Here is a 21892-nt window from a genome sequence, read left to right on the forward strand (position 1 = left end):
GGTATCGACCGCGCGGGCCCCTCCGGTCACGGCTCAGGGCCGGGAGAGGCGGGCCATCCCGTAGACCTTCGTCGCGCGCACGCGCAGCACCTGGCGGCGGTCCGCGACCATGGCGCGCCGGAACTCCTCCCAGTCCGGGTGCTCGCCCCCGGTGGCCGCGCGGTAGGTCGCGACGAGCTCGTCGGCGGCGGCGTCGTGGGGGTCGAGCGCGACGGCGCTCAGCTCGGCGTCGCCCTCGACGACGGCGTAGCCCGCGAAGTCCTCCGCGCTCACGTGCAGCGAGACACGGGGGTCGCGCGCCGCGTTGCGGGTCTTCGCGCGGTCGGCGGTGACGGAGACGCGCGCGAGCCCGTCCTCCGGGTCCCAGACGTAGAGCACGTTGGAGAGCTGGGGCCGCCCGTCCTTCTTCACGGTCGCGAGGACACCCTGGCGGCGCGCGGCGACGAGGTCGAGGAGCGCGGGGTCCCCGAGCGGGGCGCGCGGCGCGCGGCCGGGGGCGTCGCGGGCGGTGTCACGGGAGATGTCGCGGGCGTCGGTGCTCATGCCGGGGCAACCGTCGCAGGCCCGCGGGGCATTCCCGGCGCACCGCACGTGGGGACCTCTCCCCACCCGGACCTGTGGACGACGCCCGGTCCGGCGGGGTCCGCGCTGGCATACTGGGCCGGGTTCGCCGGGGGCTCGCGAGGCTCCGTCCGCCCTCCGGCCGCGCACGGGACCACACCACCCGCACCACCCGGAGGACGACCGATGGCCGCAGGGCACGGCAGCATCTCGACGCAGGACCTCGACCGCGCGAGCCACCTGCTCAAGCGCGTCGGCCAGGTCTTCGACCAGCGCGTCGTCGGGCAGGAGGCCCTGCGCACCGCGCTCGTGAGCACGCTGCTCGCGGGCGGGCACATCCTGCTCGAGTCGGTCCCGGGCCTCGCCAAGACGACCGCGGCGCAGACGCTCGCCGCGGCGGTCGACGGCTCGTTCCACCGCATCCAGTGCACGCCGGACCTCATGCCGAACGACATCGTCGGCACGCAGATCTTCAACTACGCGACCGGCCAGTTCACGACCCAGCTCGGCCCGGTGCACGCGAACGTCGTCCTGCTCGACGAGATCAACCGCTCGTCGGCCAAGACGCAGTCGGCGATGCTCGAGGCGATGCAGGAGAAGCAGACGTCGATCGGCGGCGAGAACTACGCGCTCCCCGACCCGTTCATGGTGCTCGCGACGCAGAACCCCATCGAGGAGGAGGGCACGTACGTGCTCCCCGAGGCCCAGATGGACCGCTTCCTCATGAAGGAGGTGCTCACGTACCCGACGCCGCCGCAGGAGCTCGAGATCCTCCAGCGCATCGCGACCGGGCAGATGACGCGCCCCCTCACGGCGCAGCCGATCTCGCTCGACGACGTGCGCTTCCTGCGCGGTCTCGTCGACGACGTGTACGTGGACGACTCGATCAAGCGCTACGTCGTCGACCTCATCAACACGACGCGGTTCTCGGGTCCCCGCCCGGTGCCGGGCCTGGAGCGCCACGTGCGCGTGGGCGCGTCGCCGCGCGGCGGCATCGCGCTCATGCGCGTGGGCCAGGCGCTCGCGATCCTCGCGGGCCGGGCGTACGTCATCCCGGACGACATCAAGGCGGTGCGGTACTCGGTGCTGCGCCACCGCCTCGTGCGCACGTTCGACGCGCTCGCCAACAACGTGCCGCCGGAGCAGCTCGTGGACGCGGTGTTCGACGCCGTCCCCACGCCCTGACCGGTCCGCCCACCGTCCCGAGAGAGCACCACGTGCCCGACGTCTCCCGTCTAGCCCAGGTCCGGGCCCGGCTCGACCTGCCGGTCGCGCGCCGGGCGTCCGGCCTGCTCGAGGGCCGGCACCGCTCGGTGTTCAAGGGGCACGGGCAGGACTTCGACGACCTGCACCTGTACGCGCCGGGCGAGGACGTCGGCGACATCGACTGGAAGTCCTCGGCGCGCGCCGGGCTGCCGATCATCCGCCGGTTCGTGCGCGAGTCGAACCTCAACCTCGTGCTCGTCGTGGACACGGGGCGCACCATGGGCGCGACGGCGCCGAGCGGGGAGACGAAGGCGGAGATCGCGAGCTTCTGCTGCGCGCTCGTCGCGTATCTCGCGCGCGACCGGGGCGACCGCGTCGCGCTCGTCGCGGGCGACGCCGAGCGCCTGGTCCAGCTCCCGCCGCGCGCGAGCACGCGCGACCTCGAGGTGCTGCTGCGCACCGTGGAGGGGCTGTGGCGCCCGGACGCCCCCGGGAGCGACCTGTCCCGTCCGCTCGACCGCGCACAGACGGCGTTCCGGCGCCGCTCTCTCGTGGTCGTCGTCACCGACGAGGCCCGCCCGGCGGCCGAGCACGAGCAGCTGCTGCGCTCGCTGCGCGTGCGCCACGAGGTGATGGTCGTGCAGGTCGCGGACCTCTCGCCGGTGGGCGCCGGGACCGGGGAGGTGGCCGACGTCGACGGCACGCTGCGCCTGCCGCCGTTCCTGCGCGGCCGGGCCGCGCTCGCGGCGCCCGCCGCCGAGGCGCTGGCCGCGCGCCGCGCCGAGGTGGCCGAGCGGCTGCGCGGCCTCCAGGTCGAGGGCGTGCTCGTCGAGGGGTCCGACGACGTGCTGCAGCGGTTCGTCGAGCTCCTGGGGAGGCAGAAGCGTGCCCGTCGATGAGCTCGTCGACCCCGTCGGCTACTCGGGGTGGTGGACGGCCCTGGGGATCGTCCTGGTCCTCGCCGCCGCCGCGGTCGTGTTCCTCGTGATCTGGCTGACGCGCGCGAGCGCGGAGGAGAAGAACGCCCCGCGCCCCGCGCCGCTGCTCCCCGCGGGCCCGCACGACCCGTACGCGTCGCTGCGGGCGGAGTACGAGCGGCGCCTCGACGCCGTCGCCGAGCGATTCCGCGCGGGCGAGCTCGACGAGCGCACCCTGCACCTCGCCCTCTCGGCGGAGATGCGCGGCTTCGCGACCGGGCGGCTCGGCCAGGACGCGTCGTCCATGACGCTCTCGGAGATCCAGCAGCTCGCCGAGGCGGGCCGCCTCACGCAGCTCATCGCGCGCTACTACCGGCCGTCGTTCGCGGACCACGACAACGACCCGGCGGCGCGCTCGACGGACGGCGAGGACTCGATCGACCGCGCCCGGGCGGTGGTGCGCGGATGGTGACGCGTCCCGTCGCGGCGAGCACCGCCGTCGTCCCCGGGCCGCAGGGCCCGTCGATCCTGTGGCCGTGGCTGTGGGTCGTCCTCGTCGTCGCGGTGCTCGCGGCGGCGGCGGTGGCGTGGTGGCTCGCGCGGCGCCGCCGGTCGCGCGACGCGGACGCGGGCGTGCTCTGGGTCGCGAACTCCGACTACCTCGCGCGCGTCCCGGCGTTCGCCGCGTGGGTGCGCCGCTACCGCGTGCTGCAGGGCCTCACCGCGGCGGGGCTGCTCGTGGCGGTCGTCGGGGCGGGCGCGGTCGCGGCCCGCCCGGTGGAGACGGACGTCGTCGTCGACCGCCTCGGCACGCGCGACATCGTGCTGTGCCTCGACGTGTCGGGCTCGATGATCGAGTACGACGGCGCGGTGCTCAAGGTGTTCCAGGAGCTCGTGGACAACTTCGAGGGCGAGCGGATCGCGCTGTCGATCTTCAACTCGTCGTCGCGCACGGTCTTCCCGCTCACGGACGACTACACGCTCGTCCAGGAGGAGCTCCAGGCCGGGATCGCCGCGCTCGACCAGGACCCGGCGACGTTCGACTACACGGGCGGCACCGACGACGCGGAGATCCTCGAGTACGCGCAGTTCACGGCGGGCACGACGGCGAACCTCTCGGGCGCGAGCCTCATCGGCGACGGGCTCGCGAGCTGCGCGCTCCAGTTCGACGCGGAGGACACCGAGCGCTCGCGCTCGATCATCCTGGCGACGGACAACTACGTCTCCGGCGAGCCGATCTACACGCTCCCGCAGGCGGCGGACCTCGTCGCGTCGCGCGACATCACGCTGCACGGCATCTTCGGCGGGTCCCAGCGCTACGAGGGAACGCCCGAGGAGACCGAGTACCGCGAGACCGTCGAGTCGGGCGGCGGCCTGTACTTCCTCGCGGACGACCCGGCCGCGGTGCAGGGCATGGTCGACGACGTCGTCGCGCAGCAGGCCGTCGAGCTCGACGCGTCCCCCGAGGTGGTCGTCACGGACCGGCCCGCGGGCTGGTTCCTCGTCGCGGTCCTCGGCGTCGCGCTGCTGCTCGTCGTCGCGTGGCGGGTGAAGGAGTGACGCGCCGATGAACCTCGCCGGACTCACGTTCCAGCCGCTCGTGCCCCTGTGGGCGCTGGCGCTGCTCGTGCTGCCGCTGCTCGGCCTCGCCGGGTGGCAGGCGGTCGTGGCCGGGCGTCCGGGGCCCGACGGCGCCCCGCGCCCGGGCGCCCCGCGCGCGGCCTGGGTGCGACGGGCCGGGGCGGTCGTGCTGCTCGGGGTCATCGGGATCGGCCCCTCGGTCGCGTCGACGGACCGCGACACGTCGGTCGCGAACGTCGACATGTTCTTCGTCGTCGACCGCACGGGGTCGATGGCGGCCGAGGACTACGGGCCCGAGGGCGGCCAGGAGCGCCTCGACGGCGTGCGGCACGACATCACGAGCCTCACCGAGGCTATCCCCGGGGCGCGGTACTCGATCATCTCGTTCGACTCGCAGGCGTCGCGCCAGCTGCCGCTGACGACGGACGCGCGCGCGATCACCTCCTGGGCCGACACGTTCCACCGCGAGATCACGCGGTACTCGCAGGGCTCCCTCACGGACCGGCCGCTCGACGAGCTGCGGTCCGCGCTCGAGGGCTCGGCGGAGCAGCACCCGGCCAACGTGCGGCTCGTCTTCTTCCTCACCGACGGCGAGCAGACGGCGGAGGGCGAGCCGCGGTCGTTCGCCGACCTCGCGCCGCTCGTCGACGGCGGCGCGGTGCTGGGCTACGGGACCGCCGAGGGAGGCCGCATGAAGGAGTACGACCCGGACGTGGACCCCGAGGACGCGGAGTACCTCGTCGACTGGTCGAAGCCGAGCGACGGCGGCGAGCCCGTCGAGGCGCTGTCCGTGCTGGACGAGGCGACGCTCACGGCGCTCGCCGACCAGCTCGGCGTGCCGTACGTGCACCGGCAGGAGCCGTCGGAGACGGCGTCGCTCGTCGCGGGCGTCGACCCGCAGCAGGTGGCGGCGGACGGACGCCGCGACGTCACGGCGTACCGGCCGGTCGTGTGGCCGTTCGCCCTCGCGCTCGTGACGCTGCTCGGGGTCGAGGCATGGTTCTGGGCGCGCTCGGCGAGCCGCTCGCTCGTCCGCCCGACGGCACGCGACCGGGCGGAGGTGCGCCGATGACCTGGACCCCTCCCCCGGCACCCCCGCCCGGCGCCCGCGCGCCCCGGCCCACCGGCGCGGCCGCCCTGCGTGCGGCGCGGCTGCGGCGGCGCCGGTGGTGGCTCCTCGGGACCCTGCCCGTCGTGCTCGTGCTCCTCGTGCTGGGGTTCACGCTCGCCCTGCGCGCCCCGGTCGCCTCGCTCGCGAAGGACCGCTACGACGCCGGTGACACCGAGGGCGCGGCGAGCACCTACGGCCTCCAGCGGACGCTCAACTTCGTCGAGCCGTGGAAGGCCCACTACAACCACGGGACGGCGCTCGCGCGGACCGAGGACTCGTGGTCGCTGTACGACGCGATCCGGTCGCTCGACCGCGCCTACGACCTCGCGGAGAACGCGTCTCCCGAGGAACGGTGCATGATCCAGACGAACCTGTCGCTGACGTACGAGATCCAGGGCGACGGCGACATGGCCTACGCCGACCGCAAGGCGGCGGAGCTCGCCCTCGTCGAGGAGGCGATCGCCGCCCGCGATGCGGGTCTGCCGTACGACGAGGAGGTGCTCGACCCGTACGGGGACGGCACCGAGCCCGACCCGGCGAAGCTGCGCCAGGACGTCCAGGACTGGTACGAGTACGCCGAGCAGGAGTACGCGACGGCCGAGCAGATCCGCGGCTGGCCCGACTGCGGGGAGTCCGAGCAGACCCCCGAGCAGCAGGAGCAGGACGCGGCCGCGCAGCAGCGTCTCCAGGACAAGCAGCAGGAGGCGCAGGACGCGCAGCCCGAGAACCAGGACGGTGGCGACACCTCGGAGGGCGAGGGCGACGGCTCCGAGGGCGACGAGCAGTCGGACGCCTCGGGCGGGGACGGTGCGCAGGGCGAGGACCAGCAGAGCCAGGCCGAGCGCGAGGAGCAGCAGCGCCAGGAGCAGCTCGAGCAGCAGGGCTCCGAGGCGCGCGACGAGCAGGAGCGCCTCGAGCAGGAGTACCGCGACCTCTACGGGGACCAGCCGGGCACCGGCAGCGACCCGGGCGACAGCAGCGGGGGCGGCACCAAGAACTGGTGAGCCCCGGCTGCGCCGCGGCCGATCCGCCGTGGCCCGCCGGCCGCTCCGGCGACCGCCTGCTCTCCACGCCGGCCGGTGGAGCAGGACGTGTCGCAGGGGTGCCCAGCCAGCGAGACGACGGGCACGACCCGAGGACGCGCCGGTCGCCCGCCCGTACCCTCGGCGACCGTGACCACACCCGAGGACCTGCCCGTCCTGCGCGCGCTCCACTCGACGCCGTCGCGCCGCTACCTCTCGCCCGACCTGGTGCCCGACGACGTGCTCGACGCGATCCTCGACGCCGCGGTCCGCGGACCGAGCGGGGGCAACCGGCAGCGGTGGGGGTGGGTCGTCGTGCGGGACCCCGCGACGAAGGCCCAGATCGCCGCCTGGTACCGCGAGGGGTGGCGCGCGGCGTACGGGGACCGCCGCGATGCCGTCCTCGGTGCCGCGACCGACGACGCCGGCGTGAGCGAGGCGGGCTTCCGCGCCGTCGAGCACCTGGCGCTGCACCTCGAGGAGGCTCCGGTGTGGGTCGTGCCGGTGCTGCGGGACGCGGCGCGCTCGACCGACCCCCGCCTCGGGGCCTCGATCTACGGCGCGGTGCAGAACCTCGTCCTCGCGGCCCGGGCCTACGGGATCGGGACGACGCTCACGACCTTCCACACCGTCCGCGAGGGCGACGTCGCCGCGCTGCTCGGCCTGCCCGACGACGCGCTGACGATGGGCCTGCTCCCCCTCGGGTACCCGACCCGGGGCCGCTGGTCCGAGCCGCGGCGGCGCCCGCTCGCGGAGGTCGTGCACCGGGACCGGTGGCACGGCTGAGCGCGCCGGGAAGAGGCGACCGCCCGGACGCGTTCGCCACGGAGGAGACGCACGGCCGGACGGCCGCGACGACGGCACGGCACCCGGGCGACCGGGCGAGGAGGAGCAGCATGACCGCGACGAGCACGGGGCCCGGCGCCACCGGCGTCGACGACCCGGTCCTGGACAACCCGTCGTGGAGCGCGCTCACCGGCGCGCACGCGCACCTCGCCGAGGGCGACGACCTGGCGCGACGCTACCCGGCCGACGTCTCCCCGATCACGGGCGTGCGCTCGTGGACCGACCCGGGCGTGTGGGACGCGATCGCCGCGCTCGTCGGCCCGGGCGGGCACTTCTCGGCGCCGCCGGTCGGGGTCGAGCCGCCGCACGGCTGGACCGTCGAGGCCCGCGTCGAGGGCGTCCAGCTCGTCGAGACCGAGCGCCTCGTCACCCGACCCGACCCGGAGGCGGTCGTGCTCGGCGCGGACGACGTCCCGGAGATGCTCGCGCTCGTCGAGCGCAGCCGACCGGGTCCTTTCGAGGCGCGGACCTGCCTCCTCGGCCGGTACGTCGGGTTCCGCGACGGCGACGGGCGCCTCGTCGCCATGGCGGGCGAGCGCCTGCGGCCCGCGGGGTGGACCGAGATCAGCGCCGTGACGACCGACCCGAACCACCGTGGGCGCGGCCTCGCCTCGCGTCTGGTGCGCGACGTCGCGTTCCACGTCCAGGAGCGGGGCGACCGCGCGTTCCTGCACGCCGCGGCGCAGAACGTCGGCGCGATCGGCGTCTACGAGCGGCTCGGGTTCGCCCTGCGCCACCGTCCGACGTTCGGCTCGCTGCGCGCGCCGGGCTGACGGCCTCGTCGCCGGGCCCGCCCCCCGCTCCTGCCACGCGGCCCCGCGGCCGATCGGACGCTCGGCGCCGTGCGGCTCAGTCCTCGATCCCCTCGACGAGCAGCGTGCGGGGGCCGGGGCCCTCGTCGGCGAGCGCGTCGTCGGGGTTGACGAGGATGCACCGGCGCAGCGAGAGGCACCCGCAGCCGATGCAGTCCGTGAGGTGGTCGCGCAGGCGCGTGAGCTGCTCGATGCGCGCGTCGAGGTCGGCGTGCCACCCGGCCGAGAGCCGGTGCCAGTCCTTGGCCGTGGGCGTGCGGTCGCCGGGGAGCGTCGCGAGTGCGGCGCGGATGCGGGCGAGCGGGATGCCGACGCGCTGCGACGCGCGCACGAACGCGACGCGGCGCAGCGTCTCGCGCGTGAAGCGCCGCTGGTTGCCGGGCGTCCGACGGCTCGTGATGAGCCCCTCGCGCTCGTAGAAGTGCAGCGCGGACACGGCGACGCCGCTGCGCGCCGCGAGCTGGCCGACGGTGAGCTCGTCGCTCGGGGACGGGGCGGTGTCGGGCACGGCGGTTCCTCCAGGCGGACGGGTGCGGCGGCGACGCGGCGGGCACGGCCGGCCGCCCGTCGGCACGGGTACTTGACCTGAACAATTGTTGAGGTTCGAGACTAGCAGGGCGGCGCGGCCGCGAGGCCGCACGACCCCTGGCACGACCCCGATCCCGACCCCGAGGAGCACCCGTGGACGCCATCCGCCTGCACGCGTTCGGACCACCCGAGAACCTCGTGCTGGACCAGGTCCCCGACCCGGTCCCCGGCCCCGGCCAGGTACGCGTCGCCGTGCGTGCGCACGGCGTCCACCTGCTCGACACGACGTTGCGCCGCGGCGAGGTCGCGGGACCGCTCTCGCTGCCCGCCCTGCCCACGGTCCCCGGGCGCGAGGTCGCCGGGGTGGTGGACGTCGTCGGGCCGGGCGTCGACGCCGCGTGGCGCGGGCGACGCGTCGCGGCCCACCTCGGCGCCACGCCCGACGGCGGCGGGTACGCCCGCCTGGCCGTCGTGCCCGTCGAGGCGCTGCACCGCATCCCCGACCACGTCACCGCGCCCGACGCGCTGGCCATGATCGGCACCGGTCGGACCGCCGTCGGCATCCTCGACCTCGCGGAGCTCGCCGCGACGGACACCGTCGTCGTCACCGCCGCGGCCGGGGGGCTCGGCACGCTGCTCGTGCAGAGCGCGCTCGCGGTGGGAGCCCGCGTCGTCGCGCTCGCCGGCGGCCCCGAGAAGGTCGCCCTCGTGCGGTCGCTCGCCGGGGAGGCGCAGGAGGACCGCCTCGCCGCCGTCGACTACCGGGCCGACGGCTGGCTCGACGAGGCGCGGACCGCCGTCGGGCAGCACGCCCCGGAGGGCGCGACCGTGCTCCTCGACGGCGTCGGCGGCGACGCGGGCACCGACGCCGCGAGCCTCGTCGCGCCGACCGGTCGCCTCGTGCTCTACGGCTGGGCGTCGGGGGCGCCGAACCGGGCCGGTGACGTCGACCACCCGGGCGGCAAAACAGGGGCCGACGGCGGCACGCCGGACGTACGGTGGGCGGTGGGACCCCGGGCCCGACCCTGGGGAGACCTGTCCGCGCTGCAGGAGCGCGCGCTCGCGCTCGCGGCGGACGGGACGTGGCGGGTCGTCACGCACCAGATCCCCCTCGCGGAGGCCGCGCGCGCCCACCGCGAGCTCGAAGCGCGCGCCACCACCGGAAAGGTCGTTCTCGTATGACGGCGGACCCCCGCACCGACGCCGACGCGCCGGCGTACGGCTCCCCCGCGCCCGGCGCGGGCGAGGCCGGCACAGGAGACGTCGGCGTGCCCGCGACCGGTCCCACCGACGCGGGCACGCTCTCGCCCGGGACGCAGCGCACGGTGCTGTTCGGCATGGTCGCGTTCGTGTTCCTCGGCGCGTTCGAGGCGCTCGCCGTCGCGACCGCCATGCCGACGGTCGCCGTCGAGCTCGACGGGCTCACGCTGTACACGCTCGCGTTCGCCGCGTCGCTCGCGTCGAGCGTCGTCGGGATGGTGGCGTCCGGCCGCTGGAGCGACCGCGCCGGCCCGACCACCCCGCTGTGGACCGGCATCGGGCTCTTCCTCGCCGGGCTGCTCGTCGCCGGGCTCGCGCAGGACATGCTCGTGCTCGTGGCGGGCCGCGTGCTCCAGGGTGTCGGGACGGGCCTGTACATCGTCGCGCTGTACGTGCTCGTCGCGCGCGTCTTCCCCACCGACCGGCGTCCGAAGGTCTTCGCGGCGTTCGCGGCGGCCTGGGTGATCCCGTCGATCGTCGGGCCCGCCATCGCGGGGCTCGTGGTCGAGCACGTCGGGTGGCGCTGGGTGTTCCTCGCCGTCCCGGTCCTCGCGGTGCCCGCGCTGTTCCTCATGCGCCCGGGGATGCGCGCCGCCCGCGGCTCGGCCCCCGAGCCCGCCCCGGCGTCCACCCCGCAGTCCGGGGACCGGCCCGACGACGCCGAGTCGCCGCTCGACCGGACCGCGCGCCAGGCGTCGCTCACCTGGGCCGTCGTCGCCGCCGTCGGCATCGGGGCGCTCAACTACGCGGGCCAGCTGCGCGGGGTCGGGCTCGCGGCCCTGCTCGTCGCGTCGCTCGCGGCCGTCGCGCTCGCCGTCCCGCGCCTGCTCCCCCGCGGCACGACCCGCGCGGCCCGCGGCCTGCCGAGCGTCATCGCGATCCGCGGCCTCGTCGCGGCCGCGTTCACCGGCGCCGAGGTGCTGCTCCCGCTCCTGCTGTCGCACGAGCGCGGTCTCTCGCCGTCGCTCGCGGGCGCCGTGCTCACGTTCGGCGCCGTCGGCTGGTCGACGGGGTCGTGGCTCCGCGGCCGGGCGACCTGGGGTCTCCAGCACGCGGGCTACGTGCGCCTCGGCGGGACGCTCGTCGCGCTCGGGATCGGCGGCGCCGCGCTGCTCGCCTGGACCGCCGTGCCGCCCGTGGTCGGGATGGTCGCGTGGACCCTCGCCGGGCTCGGCATGGGCATGACGCACCCGACGCTGTCCGTGCTCACGCTCGAGCTCTCGCCCGTCGCCGAGCAGGGCGCGAACTCGTCCGCGCTCCAGGTGTCCGACGCCGTCGCCGCCGCGACCGCGCTCGCCGTCACCGGGTCGCTCCTGTGGGCACTGCACCCCACGCTCGGCCTGGCGTCGTACGTCGTGTGCTTCGGGGTCACGGTGCTGCTCGCGGCGGGCGTCGCCCTCCTCGCACCGCGCACGCGCCCGGTCCTCAGGGCGTAGCGCGCAGCCCGGCGGCGGCGTCGGCGTACCGGTCGAGCACGATCGCGGTGAGCCGCGGGTCGGGCGCGAGCGGGCCGGTCACGACGTCGGCGCCCGCCTCCAGCACCCGGTCGTAGAAGAAGCCGGGCGCGAGGAGGTACGCCGCGACGACGACCCGCCCGCCCGGGGCGAGACCCGCGCGCGCGGCGGCGACGGCGTCGGGCACCGTGGGCGTCGCCATGGCGCCGTAGCCGACGGAGACCGGGCCGGGGACGCGCTCGCGGAGCCCGGCGGCGAGCGTCTCGACGTCGCGCGCGGCGCCCGGGCGGCTCGACCCCGCGGCGGCGATCACGACGGCGTCGCCGTCGCGCAGCCCGGCCTCCGCGAGCCGCTCGGCGAGCAGGTCCACGAGGCGCGGGTCGGGACCGAGCGGCCCCGACGCGGCGGCGGCCCCGGTGCCGGGGCCGCGGTCCTCGACGGCCGCGGCGACGTCCACGCTCACGTGGAACCCGGCGGAGAGCAGGAGCGGCACCACCACGGCGTCGCCGGGCGCCCCGCCGTCGGGCGGCGCGACGACGGCCGTCACGACATCCGCCACCTCGGGCTGCTGGACGTCCACGAACGCCTCGCGCACGTCGAGGTCGGGGCGGGCGGCGCGCACGTCGTCCAGGAGGGCGCGGACCACCGCGCGCCCCGCGAGGTCGTCCGTGCCGTGGGAGCAGCCGACGAGCACCGGCGCCGCGGCGCGCGGACCGGCCGGAGCATCGGCGACGGCGTCGAGGGAGGTGGGGCTGTCCGGGCTCATGCGAGCTCCAATCGATATCCGCGCTTGACGACGGTCTTGACGAGGTCCCGGCGACCGATGGCCTCGCGCAGGCGCGCGACCGCGACCTCGGCCGCGTGCGGGTCGCGCGAGTCACCGGGCAGGACGTCGAGCACGTCGTCGCGCGTGACGACCTCGCCGCGGCGCGCGGCGAGGAGGCGCAGCACCTCGAGGCTGCTGGGCGACAGGGGCAGCACCTCGCCGTCGAGCACGGCGACGCGCGAGCGGATCTGGAGCGTCCCGGCGACGGTCGCGAGGGCCATCGTCTCGGCCTGCTCGTAGTGCGCGACGAGCGTCCGCACGAGCGCGCCGAGGCGTCCGCGCTCCGGCTGCAGCGGCGTGACGCCGCGGTGCTCGAGCGGCCGCGCGGTGACGGGACCGACGGCGGCCGCGACCATCGACCCGTCCTGGAACCGGGACACGACGAGCCGCCCCACGCCGTGCTCCTCGGCGGCGCTCAGCCACGCCTCGGCGCCGGGCGCGGAGGTGAAGACCACGGCGTCGATCTCCCCGACGGCTGCGGCCTCGACCGACGCGCGCAGCGCCTCGGGGTCGGGCGGCGGCCCCCAGCGGTAGACGACGAGGCTCGCGACCTCGGCGCCCGCCTCGGCGAACACGACGTCGAGGCCGTCGGCCCCGGCACCGTGGTGCTGGACGGCGATCCGCAGCCCGGCGACGCCCTCGCCGAGCAGCACGTCGGCGATCTCGGCCGACGTCTCGGACTCGGCGACCCAGTCGGCCGTGAGCCCGGCGGCCTGGATCGCGCCGCGCGCCTTGGGTCCGCGCGCGACGATCCGCGCGTCGGCGAGCACCTCGAGCAGGCGGTCGGCGAGGCCGTGCGCGTCCGCGGCCTCGACCCAGGACCGGAAACCGATGCCGGTCGTCACGACGACGACGTCCGGCGGTCGCTCGACGAGGTCACGCGTCCCGGCGAGGAGCTGCTCGTCGTCGGCGTGCGGGATCATGCTCAGCGCGGGCGCGTGACGGACCTCGGCGCCCCGGCGCTGGAGGGCGGCGGCGAGCTCGCTCTTGCGGCGGTCGGCCGTGACGAGCACGGTGCAGCCCGCCATGACCTGGCCGAGGGCGGGGCGCTCCCCGTCGGGGCCGGAGTCGCTCACGCGACCGTCGCCGGGTCCGGGTCGAGCCGTCCCGCGGCGGCGACGTCCCCCACCACGATGATCGCGGGGGCCCGGACCCCGACCTGGGCGGCGCGCTCCACGATCTCGCCGAGCGGGGCACGCGTCACGCGCTGGCGGGGCGTCGACCCGTTCTCCACGATCGCGACGGGCAGCGCAGGGTCGGCCCCGGCGTCGAGGGCCTGGGCCGTGATGCGTGCGAGCTGCGAGACACCCATGAGGACCACCAGCGTAGCCGTGCGGTCGCGCACCCCGGCGAGCGCGGCGGCGTCGAGCCCGTCGTGGCCGCTCACCACGTGGAACGCGGCGACCGTGCCCCGGTGGGTGAGCGGGATGCCCGCGAGCGCCGGGACGCTCAGCGCGCTCGACACGCCCGGCACGACGTCGACCGGCACGCCCGCCGCGCGGCACGCGAGCACCTCCTCGCCGCCGCGCCCGTAGACGAACGGGTCGCCGCCCTTGAGCCGCACGACGTGCCGCCCGCGCTGCGCGTGCTCGACGAGGATCGCGTTGATCTCGTGCTGCGGCACGGGGTGGTGGCCGGGCGTCTTGCCGACGTCGATCACCTCGACGCCGGGCGCGAGCTCGTCGAGCACGTCGACCGGTCCGAGCCGGTCCGCGACGACGACGTCCGCCTCCGCGAGCGCCCGGCGGCCCCGGACCGTGAGCAGGTCGACCGCGCCGGGCCCTCCGCCGACGAGCGTCACACGCCCCAGGCCGCCCGGCGCAGGGCGGTGGTGGCGCTGGTCGGCGCCGCCGGAGCGCAGGTGGTCGGCGATCGCGTCGCGTACCGCGCGCGCCCGCCGCGGGTCCGGACCGCGCCGCTCGGCCGCAGCGTCAGCCGCTCGTCGTTCCCGGACGTCCGCCGGCACGCCGACCGCGGGGGCGTCCGTGACGACCCCGACGAGGACGTCGCCGCTGCGGGTCGTCGCGGGCGTGCGCGCGGTGCCCTCGTGCGCGGCCCCGGCGTTGACGCACCAGGTGCGGCGCGCGGCGGCCCATGCAGCGACGTCCCGGTTGGTCCCCGAGTCGTCCGTCACCGCGAGCACGAGCCACGCGTCCTCGAGGTCGGACTCGCGGACGTCGCGCGGCGCCCAGGTGACGCGACCACCCGGCGCGACCTCGCCGTCGGCCCGCAGCCCAGCGGGTGACGGTGCCCGGAGCGGGACGCGCAGCGAGGCGGCGACGAGATCGCGCAGGTCCTCGCAGACCTGGGGGGCGACGACGCGGACGTGCGCGCCGTCGTCGGCCATCGCCCGCACGCGACGGGCCGCGACGGGGCCGCCGCCCGCGACGAGCACCGTGCGCCCGGCGAGGTCGATCCCGAGGAGCGTCGTCACGACGCACCGTCCGCGGGCCCGGCGGCGTGGGGGCGCACGCCCACGTGCACGACGCCGTCGCGCACCTCGGCGGGCCACGTCGCCAGGTCCGGCGCGAGGCCCTCGACGGGCGCGTACCCGGCGGTCTCGAGGCAGCGACCGGTCGTGAGGTCGAAGACCTGCTTGTACATGGGGCCGGCGACCGTCGGCACGCCCCCGCGCGTGCCGACGATGCCGCGCGACAGGACGTTCGCGCCCGAGTACGGGTCGCGCTGCTGGACCACGCGCACGGTGTCGTCCGGGAGGCGGAACAACGCGACCTGCACCCCGCCGACGAGGGCGGCGGCGCCGCGTTCGACGAGGAGGTCGCGCAGGAGGCACACGCGCTCCCACCCCGCCGCGTCCGACGTCGGCGTCTCCACGGGGTACGCGGCCTGCTCTGCTGGCACGACGCTCATCGACGGACCTCCAGGGTCGTGCCGGCGATCACCACGGGGCCGGCGGGGACGGTGGCGAGACCCGCGGCGCGGGCCTCCTCGAGGGCGGCCCGCTCGTCCGCCCTGGCGGGCCGGATCTGGCCGCGCTCGGTGACGTACGCGAGGTCGGGGTCGGGCTCGGCGGGCGCGTTGACGAACGAGCCGAAGCGGCGCAGCTTCTCCGGGTCGTCGAGGACGGCGCGCCACTCGTCCTCGTAGTCGCCGACGTGGCGGGCCATCGCGGCGTCGAGGTCGGCACCGATGCCGAGCGAGTCCTCGACGACCACCTCGCGGATCGCGTCGAGACCGCCTTCGTGGTCCTCGACCCACGCGGCCGTGCGCTGCAGGCGGTCGGCCGTCCGGACGTAGTACATGAGGAAGCGGTCGATGGTGCGGACGAGCGCCTCGTCGTCCAGGTCCTCGGCGAGGAGCTGCGCGTGCCGGGGCGTGAACCCGCCGTTGCCGCCGACGTACACGTTCCAGCCCTTGTCCGTCGCGATGACGCCGACGTCCTTGCCGCGCGCCTCGGCGCACTCGCGCGCGCACCCCGAGACGCCGAGCTTGATCTTGTGCGGCGAGCGCAGGCCGCGGTACCGGAGCTCGAGCTCGACGGCCATGCCCACCGAGTCCTGCACGCCGAACCGGCACCACGTGGACCCGACGCACGACTTCACCGTGCGCAGCGACTTGCCGTACGCGTGTCCGGACTCGAACCCGTGCTCCACGAGCCGGCGCCAGATGTGCGGGAGCTGCTCGATGCGCGCCCCGAACATGTCGATGCGCTGGCCGCCCGTGATCTTCGTGTAGAGCCCGAAGTCCTTGGCGACCTGCCCGATGACGAGCAGCCCGTCGGGCGTGATCTCGCCGCCGGGGATGCGCGGGACCACCGAGTACGTGCCGTCCTTCTGCATGTTCGCCAGGACGTGGTCGTTCGTGTCCTGCAGCGTCGCCTGCTCGCCGTCGAGGACGTGACCGTTGCCGAGCGACGCGAGGATCGACGCGATCGTGGGCTTGCAGATGTCGCAGCCGCGCCCGGCGTCGCGCACCAGCACGGCACCCTGCGTGTCGGTGACCGGCTCGGGCACCCGGCCGAACCGCGCGACGATCTCGCTGAACGCGTGCAGGTCCGCGACGCGCACCGCGTCGAAGAGCTGCGCGCGCGAGAGGTCGAAGTGCTCGCACAGCGCGTTCGAGACCTCGACGCCGGCCCGGGCGAGCTCCGTCGTCGTGATCTTCTTGACGAGCGGCAGGCACGACCCGCAGCTCGTCCCCGCGCGCGTGCACGCCTTGACGCCCGCGAGGTCGGTGCAGCCGTGCTCGGTGACCGCGCCCCGGATCGTGCCCGCGCCGACGTTGTTGCACGAGCAGACCGTGGCGTCGTCGGGGAGCTCGAGGGCCGGCGCCCCGCCGCCGGACCCCTCGGGGAGCAGGAACAGCCCCGGGTCGCCGGGGAGCTCCGTGCCCAGCATCGGCCGCAGCGACGCGTACGGCGCGGCGTCGCCCACGAACACGCCGCCCAGGAGCGTGCGCGCGTCGTCGGACAGGACGAGCTTCTTGTAGACGCCCGCGACCGGGTCGGCCCAGACGAGCTCCATCGCGCCCTCGGTGCGGCCGTGCGCGTCGCCGAAGCTCGCGACGTCGACCCCCTGGAGCTTGAGCTTGGTCGCCGTGTCCGCGCCGGGGAACGTCGCCTCGCCGCCGAGCAGGCGGTCCACGACGACCTCCGCCATGGCGTAGCCCGGCGCGACCAGGCCGAGGCACCGGCCCTCGAGGCACGCGACCTCGCCGACCGCCCACACGTGCTCGTCCTCGGTGCGGCACGCGAGGTCCACGACGGCGCCACCGCGCTCCCCGACCGCGAGCCCCGCCGCGCGCGCGAGCTCGTCGCGCGGCCGCACGCCCGTCGCGAGGACCACGACGTCGACGTCGAGCCGGCCGCCGTCGGCGAAGTCGAGCCGGCCCACGTGCCCGGTCTTGCGGGAGACCCTCAGCTCCTTGGTCCCGGTGTCGCACCGGACCGCGATGCCCATGCCGTTGATGAGGCGCTTGAGGGCCTCGCCGCCGCCCAGGTCGATCTGCGCGTCCATCAGGTGCGTGCCGAACTGGACGACCGTGGCCTGCGCCCCGAGGGCCTTGAGCGCGCCCGCGGCCTCGAGGCCCAGGAGTCCGCCGCCGATGACGGCGCCGCGCACCGGGCGCTCCCAGCCACCCTCGGTCGTGGCGTCGCGCCGCTTCTCCTCGACCCAGCCGCGCAGTGCCGCGACGTCGTCGATCGTGCGGTAGACGAACACGCCGGGCAGCTCGTTGCCGGGGATCGGGGGGCGCGCGGCGTTCGAACCGGTCGCGAGGACGAGCTCGTCGTAGGCGTGCACGCGCCCGAGCCGGTCGGTGACGGTCTGCGCCTCGCGGTCGATCGACGTCACCGCGCAGTCGCGGTGCAGCGTGACCAGCGGGTCGTCCCACAGGGCAGGGTCGCCGAGCGTGAGCTCCTCGGCGTCGCGCGCCGAGAAGTAGCTCGTCAGGGCGACGCGGTCGTACGGCTTGCGCGGCTCCTCGGCGAAGAGCGAGACGCGCCACGTCCCGTCGGCGTCGCGCGCGCGCAACGCCTCGACGAGCCGCTGCGCCACCATGCCGCCGCCGACGACGACGAGGTGCCGGGGCGCACCGAGGGCCGGGGCGGGGGCGGGATCGGTCTCAGGTCCGGTCACGGCGGGCTCCTGGGGGCGTCGGGGCGGATCGGTCACCGTCCGCGGGGTCCGACGAGAGCGAGGAGAGGCCCCCGGGGATGGTGCTGACGACGCTACGGACGGGCGGTTTCGCGACCGTGCCCCGCCCGTTGCCCGTCCGTAACGGTGTTCTCACCCGGCCGGACGCCGCCGTGTGAGGTCGGCGGAGCGGTGCGAGACCGGCAGGTCGTGTCGAGATCGGCGATCGCGACTGCCGATCTCGGCAGGGCTTGCCGACCTCACGCGCCGAGGCCGACGCTCGCCCGTGCGCCGTCGGCCTGAGGCTGCTCCGGGTCGGTCTGCGCGAGCCAGTCGACCAGGCCGCACACGACGTCCTTGCACCCGCCGCAGCCCGTCGTCGCGCGCGTCGCCCGTGCGACGTCGTCGACGCTCCGGGCGCCGTCGTGCCAGCAGCCCACGACGTCGCCCTTGGTCACGCCGTTGCACGTGCACACGGTCGTGCGGTCGGGCATGAGCGTCGGGGACGACGCCGGGGCGGGCGCCTGCGCGACCGGGCGCAGCAGCAGGTGGGCCGGGTCGACGGGCACGGGGACGCGGCGCGTGTACGCGGCGGCGAGGTCGGCGCCCACCTCGGGCGCGCCGACGCACGTCGCGCCGACGAGCAGCCCGTCCGCGACGACGACCTCGACGTGCCGCCCCGCCGCCGGGTCGCTCAGCGTCACGGACCGGTGCGCCGCGTCGGGCGCACGACGCTCGCCGCACACGCCCATCGTCACGATCTCGAGCCCCGCCGCCTTGACCCGCACGACGTCGGTCCCGGCGGTCGCGCGCGTGCCGACGCCGGAGTCGGTCGTCGGCTCGAGCGGGCGCGCGACGACGTCCGTGGCGAGCCGCAGCGCCACGCTCGGCCGGTCGGCGGCCGGTCCTCGGCGCGCACGCCGCCGGTCGGGCGCGGCCCCCTGCGCGGCGCCCGGCCTCCCCGCGCCGTCGGCCCCGGCGGCGAGCCGCTCCGCCAGGTGCTGCGCGAGCCGGCGCGCCTGGTCCCACCCCTGGGCGATCAGCCCGGTGCCGCCCTCGGACGGCTGGGCGCAGTCGCCGATCGCGAACACGCGCGGGTCGTCCGGGCTGGCGAGGTCGGGCCCGACGACGACCCCCCGGTCGACCGTGAGCCCCGCCGCCCGCGCGAGCCCGGCCTCGGGCACGGTGCCGCACGCGAGCACGACGAGGTCGGCGTCGAGGTCGACGCGACGCACACCGTCCGGCGCTCCCCGGGCCGCGCCCGGGCCGCCCGCCGCGGGGTCGTGCGGGCCGCCGTCGGGCACGCGGAGCGTCACGCCCCGCACGCTGCCGCCGGCCACGACCACGCGCTCGGTCCGGGCTGAGGTCCAGGCGCGCACCCCGAGGCCGGCGAGACCGCGCGCGACGACGCCGCCCGCCGCACGGTCGAGCTGGCGGTCCATCACGCTCGCGCCGCCGTGCACGAGGCTCACGGCGACGCCGCGACGCGCGAGCCCGCACGCGACCTCCAGGCCGAGGACGCCCGCCCCCACGACGACGGCGTGCCGCGCGTCGAGCGACCTCGCGACGATCGCGCGTGCGTCGTCGAGCGTGCGCAGGACGTGCGCGCCGCGCGGCAGGCCGCCGGGCAGGCCGGTGAGACCGGGCACCTCGGGGACGCGCGCGGCGGCGCCCGTCGCGAGCACGACGACGTCGTACGGGTAGGCACCCTCGCCCGTGAGGACGCGGCGCGACGCCCGGTCGATCGCGAGGGCCTCGGTGCCCCGCCGGACCGTGACGCGCGCGTCGTCCGCGACAGGCAGGGCGATCGTCGCGACGTCGGCCCGGCCCGCGACGACCTCGCTGAGCAGCACCCGGTTGTACGGCTCGTGCTCCTCCGCGCCGAGCACGGTGACCTCGACGCCCGCCGAACCCCCGGAGGCGCCGCACCGCGCCGCGAGGTCGCCCGCGAACCGCGACCCGACCATGCCGTGACCGACCACGACGACGCGCGTCATCCCCCGACCTCCTGGAGCGCAAGGGCGCGTCGCACGTCCACGGCGCAGACCTTGAACTCCGGCATCCCGGAGACGGGGTCGGTCGCGTCGGTCGTCACGCGGTTGACGCTGCCCTCGCCGCCCCAGTGGAAGGGCATGAAGACCGTGTCCGGCCGGACGCGGTCCGTCCACCGCACGACCGCCTCGATCGCGCCGCGCGCGGTCGTGAGGCGCGCCCGGTCTCCGTCGTCGATGCCGAGGCGCGTGCCCAGGACCGGGTGGACCTCGACGAACGGCTCCGGGACGAGGCGGTCGAGCTCCGGCACGCGCCGGGTCTGCGCGCCCGACTGGTAGTGCTGGAGCACGCGGCCCGTGACGAGGTAGAGCGGCGCGTCGGGCCGCACGTCGTCGCTCGGGCCCGTGTGGTCGACCGCGACCAGGCGGGCACGTCCGTCCGGCGTCGGGAACCGGTCGAGGAACATCCGCGGGGTGCCCGGGTGGCCGGGGGACGGCACCGGCCAGTGCAGGCCCGGGCCGCCGTCCGCCTCGTCCGCGTCGAGGCGCGCGTGGCTGAGCCCGGCGTAGTCCGCGACGCCGCCCGCGGACGCGCGCGCGAGCTCGTCGAAGACGACGGCCGGGTCGGTCGGGAAGGAGACCGGCGATCCCAGCCGACGCGCGAGCTCCGCCAGGATCCACAGCTCCGACCGTGCCTCGCCCGGCGCGTCGACCGCGCGGCGCCGTCGGATCACGCGTCCCTCGAGCGACGTCATGGTGCCCTCCTCCTCGGCCCACTGCGTCACGGGCAGCACGACGTCCGCGAGCAGCGCCGTCTCCGACGGCACGAGGTCGCACACGACGAGCAGGTCGAGCGCGCGCAGGTTCGCCGCGACCCGGTCCGCGTCCGGGGCGCTGACCACGACGTTCGACCCGTGCACGAGCAAGGCGCGCGGGCGCCCGTCCTCGGCGTAGGTCGTGGTCGCACCGCCTGGTCCGGGCCGCGCGCCGAGAGACCGCAGGAGCTCGACGGCGGGCATCCCAGGACCGGGGAGCGTCGCCGGGTCGACGCCCCACACCGCGGCGACGTGCGCGCGGGCCGCCGGGTCGTCGATCCTGCGGTACCCGGGGAGCTGGTCCGCCTTCTGCCCGTGCTCGCGTCCGCCCTGCCCGTTGCCCTGGCCGGTGATCGCGCCGTACCCGGACCCCACGCGGCCGGGCAGGCCGAGGGCGAGCGCGAGGTCGATCGCCGCGGTCACGGTCGCCGTGCCCTGCGCGGACTGCTCGACGCCGCGGCCCGTGAGCACGTACGCACCCGCACCCCCGTGGACGGGCGACGCCGCCGCGAGCAGCCGGGCGACGTGCCGCAGCCGTCCCGCCGGCACCCCGCACACCGTCTCCGCGCGCTCGGGCCACCACCCGGCGACGGACCGGCGGACGTCGTCGAACCCGGTCGTGCGCGCGTCGAGGTACGCCGTGTCCGCGAGCCCCTCCGCGACCACGACGTGCAGCAGCGCGAGCAGCACCACGAGGTCGGTGCCCGGGACCGGCTGCAGGTGCACCCCCTGCCCGACGGCGTCCCCCGCCTCCCCCGTGAGCGCCGCCGTCGCGCTGCGGCGCGGCTCCACGACGACGAGCCCGCCCCGTGCCCGCACGCCGGCGAGGTGCTGGACGGACGGCGGCATCGTCTCGGCGACGTTCGACCCGAGCAGCAGCACGGCGTCCGCGCCGCCGAGGTCGGCGAGCGGGAACGGGAGCCCGCGGTCGGCGCCGAACGCGCGGTTCGCCCCCGCCGCGGCGGACGCCATGCAGAACCGCCCGTTGTAGTCGATGTTCGCGGTCCGCAGCACCGTGCGCGCGAACTTCCCGAGCGCGTACGCCTTCTCGTTCGTCAGGCCGCCGCCCCCGAACACCGCGACGGCGTCGCGGCCGTGCGCGGCCTGGACCCGCTCGATCCCGGCCGCGACCACGTCGAGGGCCTCGTCCCACGGGGCGGGCCGGAGCTCGCCGTCGGGCCCGCGCAGGAGCGGGCTCGTCAACCGGTCGGGTGCGCGCAGGACCGTGGCGCTCGTCCAGCCCTTCTGGCACAGCCCGCCCCGGTTGGTCGGGAAGTCGCGCGGGGCGACCGCGACCGGCAGCGGGCCGCGCGCGGGGGTGAGCGTCATGCCGCACTGCAGCGCGCAGTAGGGGCAGTGCGTGTCCAC

General features: G+C 76.4%; 19 protein-coding genes. 10 read left to right on the plus strand and 9 right to left on the minus strand.

The window, feature by feature from the left end; translation table 11 throughout:
• Positions 1-33: 33 nt before the first annotated feature.
• Complete coding sequence (locus B9L22_RS04795) at positions 34-543, minus strand: PPOX class F420-dependent oxidoreductase (protein ID WP_086149385.1); 510 nt, start codon at positions 541-543, stop codon at positions 34-36.
• A gap of 204 nt (positions 544-747) precedes the next feature.
• Between B9L22_RS04795 and B9L22_RS04800 the strand changes: the two genes are divergently transcribed.
• The 8 genes from B9L22_RS04800 to B9L22_RS04835 all read left to right on the plus strand — a co-directional run bounded on the left by B9L22_RS04800 (position 748) and on the right by B9L22_RS04835 (position 8017).
• Positions 748-1746, plus strand: a complete 999-nt coding sequence (locus tag B9L22_RS04800) for a MoxR family ATPase (protein WP_043659061.1) — start codon at positions 748-750, stop codon at positions 1744-1746.
• Between the two features lie 32 nt (positions 1747-1778).
• Positions 1779-2666 (plus strand): DUF58 domain-containing protein, encoded by an 888-nt coding sequence (locus B9L22_RS04805; RefSeq protein WP_086149386.1) that lies wholly within the window; start codon positions 1779-1781, stop codon positions 2664-2666.
• Positions 2653-3156 (plus strand): hypothetical protein, encoded by a 504-nt coding sequence (locus tag B9L22_RS04810; RefSeq protein WP_086149387.1) that lies wholly within the window; start codon positions 2653-2655, stop codon positions 3154-3156. Before B9L22_RS04805 ends, B9L22_RS04810 begins: the two co-directional genes overlap by 14 nt.
• Positions 3150-4244, plus strand: a complete 1095-nt coding sequence (locus B9L22_RS04815) for a VWA domain-containing protein (protein ID WP_051876802.1) — start codon at positions 3150-3152, stop codon at positions 4242-4244. The genes B9L22_RS04810 and B9L22_RS04815 overlap by 7 nt, the downstream gene beginning before the upstream one ends.
• Positions 4245-4251: 7 nt before the next feature.
• Complete coding sequence (locus B9L22_RS04820; protein WP_086149388.1) at positions 4252-5337, plus strand: VWA domain-containing protein; 1086 nt, start codon at positions 4252-4254, stop codon at positions 5335-5337.
• On the plus strand, positions 5334-6380 hold the full coding sequence (locus B9L22_RS04825) for a hypothetical protein (RefSeq protein WP_143317074.1): 1047 nt from the start codon (positions 5334-5336) through the stop codon (positions 6378-6380). The genes B9L22_RS04820 and B9L22_RS04825 overlap by 4 nt, the downstream gene beginning before the upstream one ends.
• A 168-nt stretch (positions 6381-6548) precedes the next feature.
• On the plus strand, positions 6549-7184 hold the full coding sequence (locus B9L22_RS04830; protein ID WP_086149390.1) for a nitroreductase family protein: 636 nt from the start codon (positions 6549-6551) through the stop codon (positions 7182-7184).
• Positions 7185-7294: 110 nt separating this feature from the next.
• Positions 7295-8017 carry a GNAT family N-acetyltransferase gene (locus tag B9L22_RS04835; RefSeq protein WP_086149391.1) on the plus strand — a complete coding sequence of 241 codons (723 nt, stop codon included), beginning with the start codon at positions 7295-7297 and terminating at the stop codon, positions 8015-8017.
• 76 nt (positions 8018-8093) lie between these two features.
• Here B9L22_RS04835 and soxR read toward each other — a convergent pair whose 3' ends face one another.
• Positions 8094-8564 carry a redox-sensitive transcriptional activator SoxR gene (gene soxR / locus B9L22_RS04840; RefSeq protein ID WP_086149392.1) on the minus strand — a complete coding sequence of 157 codons (471 nt, stop codon included), beginning with the start codon at positions 8562-8564 and terminating at the stop codon, positions 8094-8096.
• A gap of 173 nt (positions 8565-8737) precedes the next feature.
• Here soxR and B9L22_RS04845 point away from each other — a divergent pair, with 173 nt between their 5' ends.
• Positions 8738-9766, plus strand: a complete 1029-nt coding sequence (locus B9L22_RS04845) for a zinc-binding dehydrogenase (RefSeq protein WP_086149393.1) — start codon at positions 8738-8740, stop codon at positions 9764-9766.
• Positions 9763-11280, plus strand: coding sequence for an MFS transporter (locus tag B9L22_RS04850; protein ID WP_086149394.1), 1518 nt, complete (start codon positions 9763-9765; stop codon positions 11278-11280). The genes B9L22_RS04845 and B9L22_RS04850 overlap by 4 nt, the downstream gene beginning before the upstream one ends.
• On the opposite strand, the gene B9L22_RS04855 is transcribed toward B9L22_RS04850, so the two are convergent.
• The 7 genes from B9L22_RS04855 to B9L22_RS04885 all read right to left on the minus strand — a co-directional run bounded on the left by B9L22_RS04855 (position 11270) and on the right by B9L22_RS04885 (position 21892).
• Positions 11270-12064: a sirohydrochlorin chelatase gene (locus B9L22_RS04855; protein WP_086149395.1), complete on the minus strand. Its 795-nt coding sequence runs from the start codon at positions 12062-12064 to the stop codon at positions 11270-11272. The genes B9L22_RS04850 and B9L22_RS04855 overlap by 11 nt on opposite strands.
• The gene (locus B9L22_RS04860) at positions 12061-13152 is read right to left on the minus strand and encodes a uroporphyrinogen-III synthase (RefSeq protein WP_086149681.1); all 1092 of its coding nucleotides are present in this window, start codon (positions 13150-13152) and stop codon (positions 12061-12063) included. Before B9L22_RS04860 ends, B9L22_RS04855 begins: the two co-directional genes overlap by 4 nt.
• 44 nt (positions 13153-13196) lie before the next feature.
• Positions 13197-14558 (minus strand): uroporphyrinogen-III C-methyltransferase, encoded by a 1362-nt coding sequence (gene cobA, locus B9L22_RS04865; protein WP_086149396.1) that lies wholly within the window; start codon positions 14556-14558, stop codon positions 13197-13199.
• Positions 14555-14995 (minus strand): nitrite reductase small subunit NirD, encoded by a 441-nt coding sequence (nirD, locus tag B9L22_RS04870; protein ID WP_086149397.1) that lies wholly within the window; start codon positions 14993-14995, stop codon positions 14555-14557. Before nirD ends, cobA begins: the two co-directional genes overlap by 4 nt.
• On the minus strand, positions 14992-17643 hold the full coding sequence (nirB, locus tag B9L22_RS04875) for a nitrite reductase large subunit NirB (RefSeq protein ID WP_086149682.1): 2652 nt from the start codon (positions 17641-17643) through the stop codon (positions 14992-14994). The genes nirD and nirB overlap by 4 nt, the downstream gene beginning before the upstream one ends.
• Before the next feature lie 335 nt (positions 17644-17978).
• Entirely contained in the window at positions 17979-19715 is a 1737-nt protein-coding gene (locus tag B9L22_RS04880; RefSeq protein WP_086149398.1) for an FAD-dependent oxidoreductase, read from the minus strand.
• Entirely contained in the window at positions 19712-21892 is a 2181-nt protein-coding gene (locus B9L22_RS04885) for a molybdopterin oxidoreductase family protein (protein ID WP_369824796.1), read from the minus strand. The genes B9L22_RS04880 and B9L22_RS04885 overlap by 4 nt, the downstream gene beginning before the upstream one ends.

The organism is Cellulosimicrobium sp. KWT-B (assembly GCF_002127155.1).
In the GTDB taxonomy this organism is placed as follows: domain Bacteria; phylum Actinomycetota; class Actinomycetes; order Actinomycetales; family Cellulomonadaceae; genus Cellulosimicrobium; species Cellulosimicrobium funkei.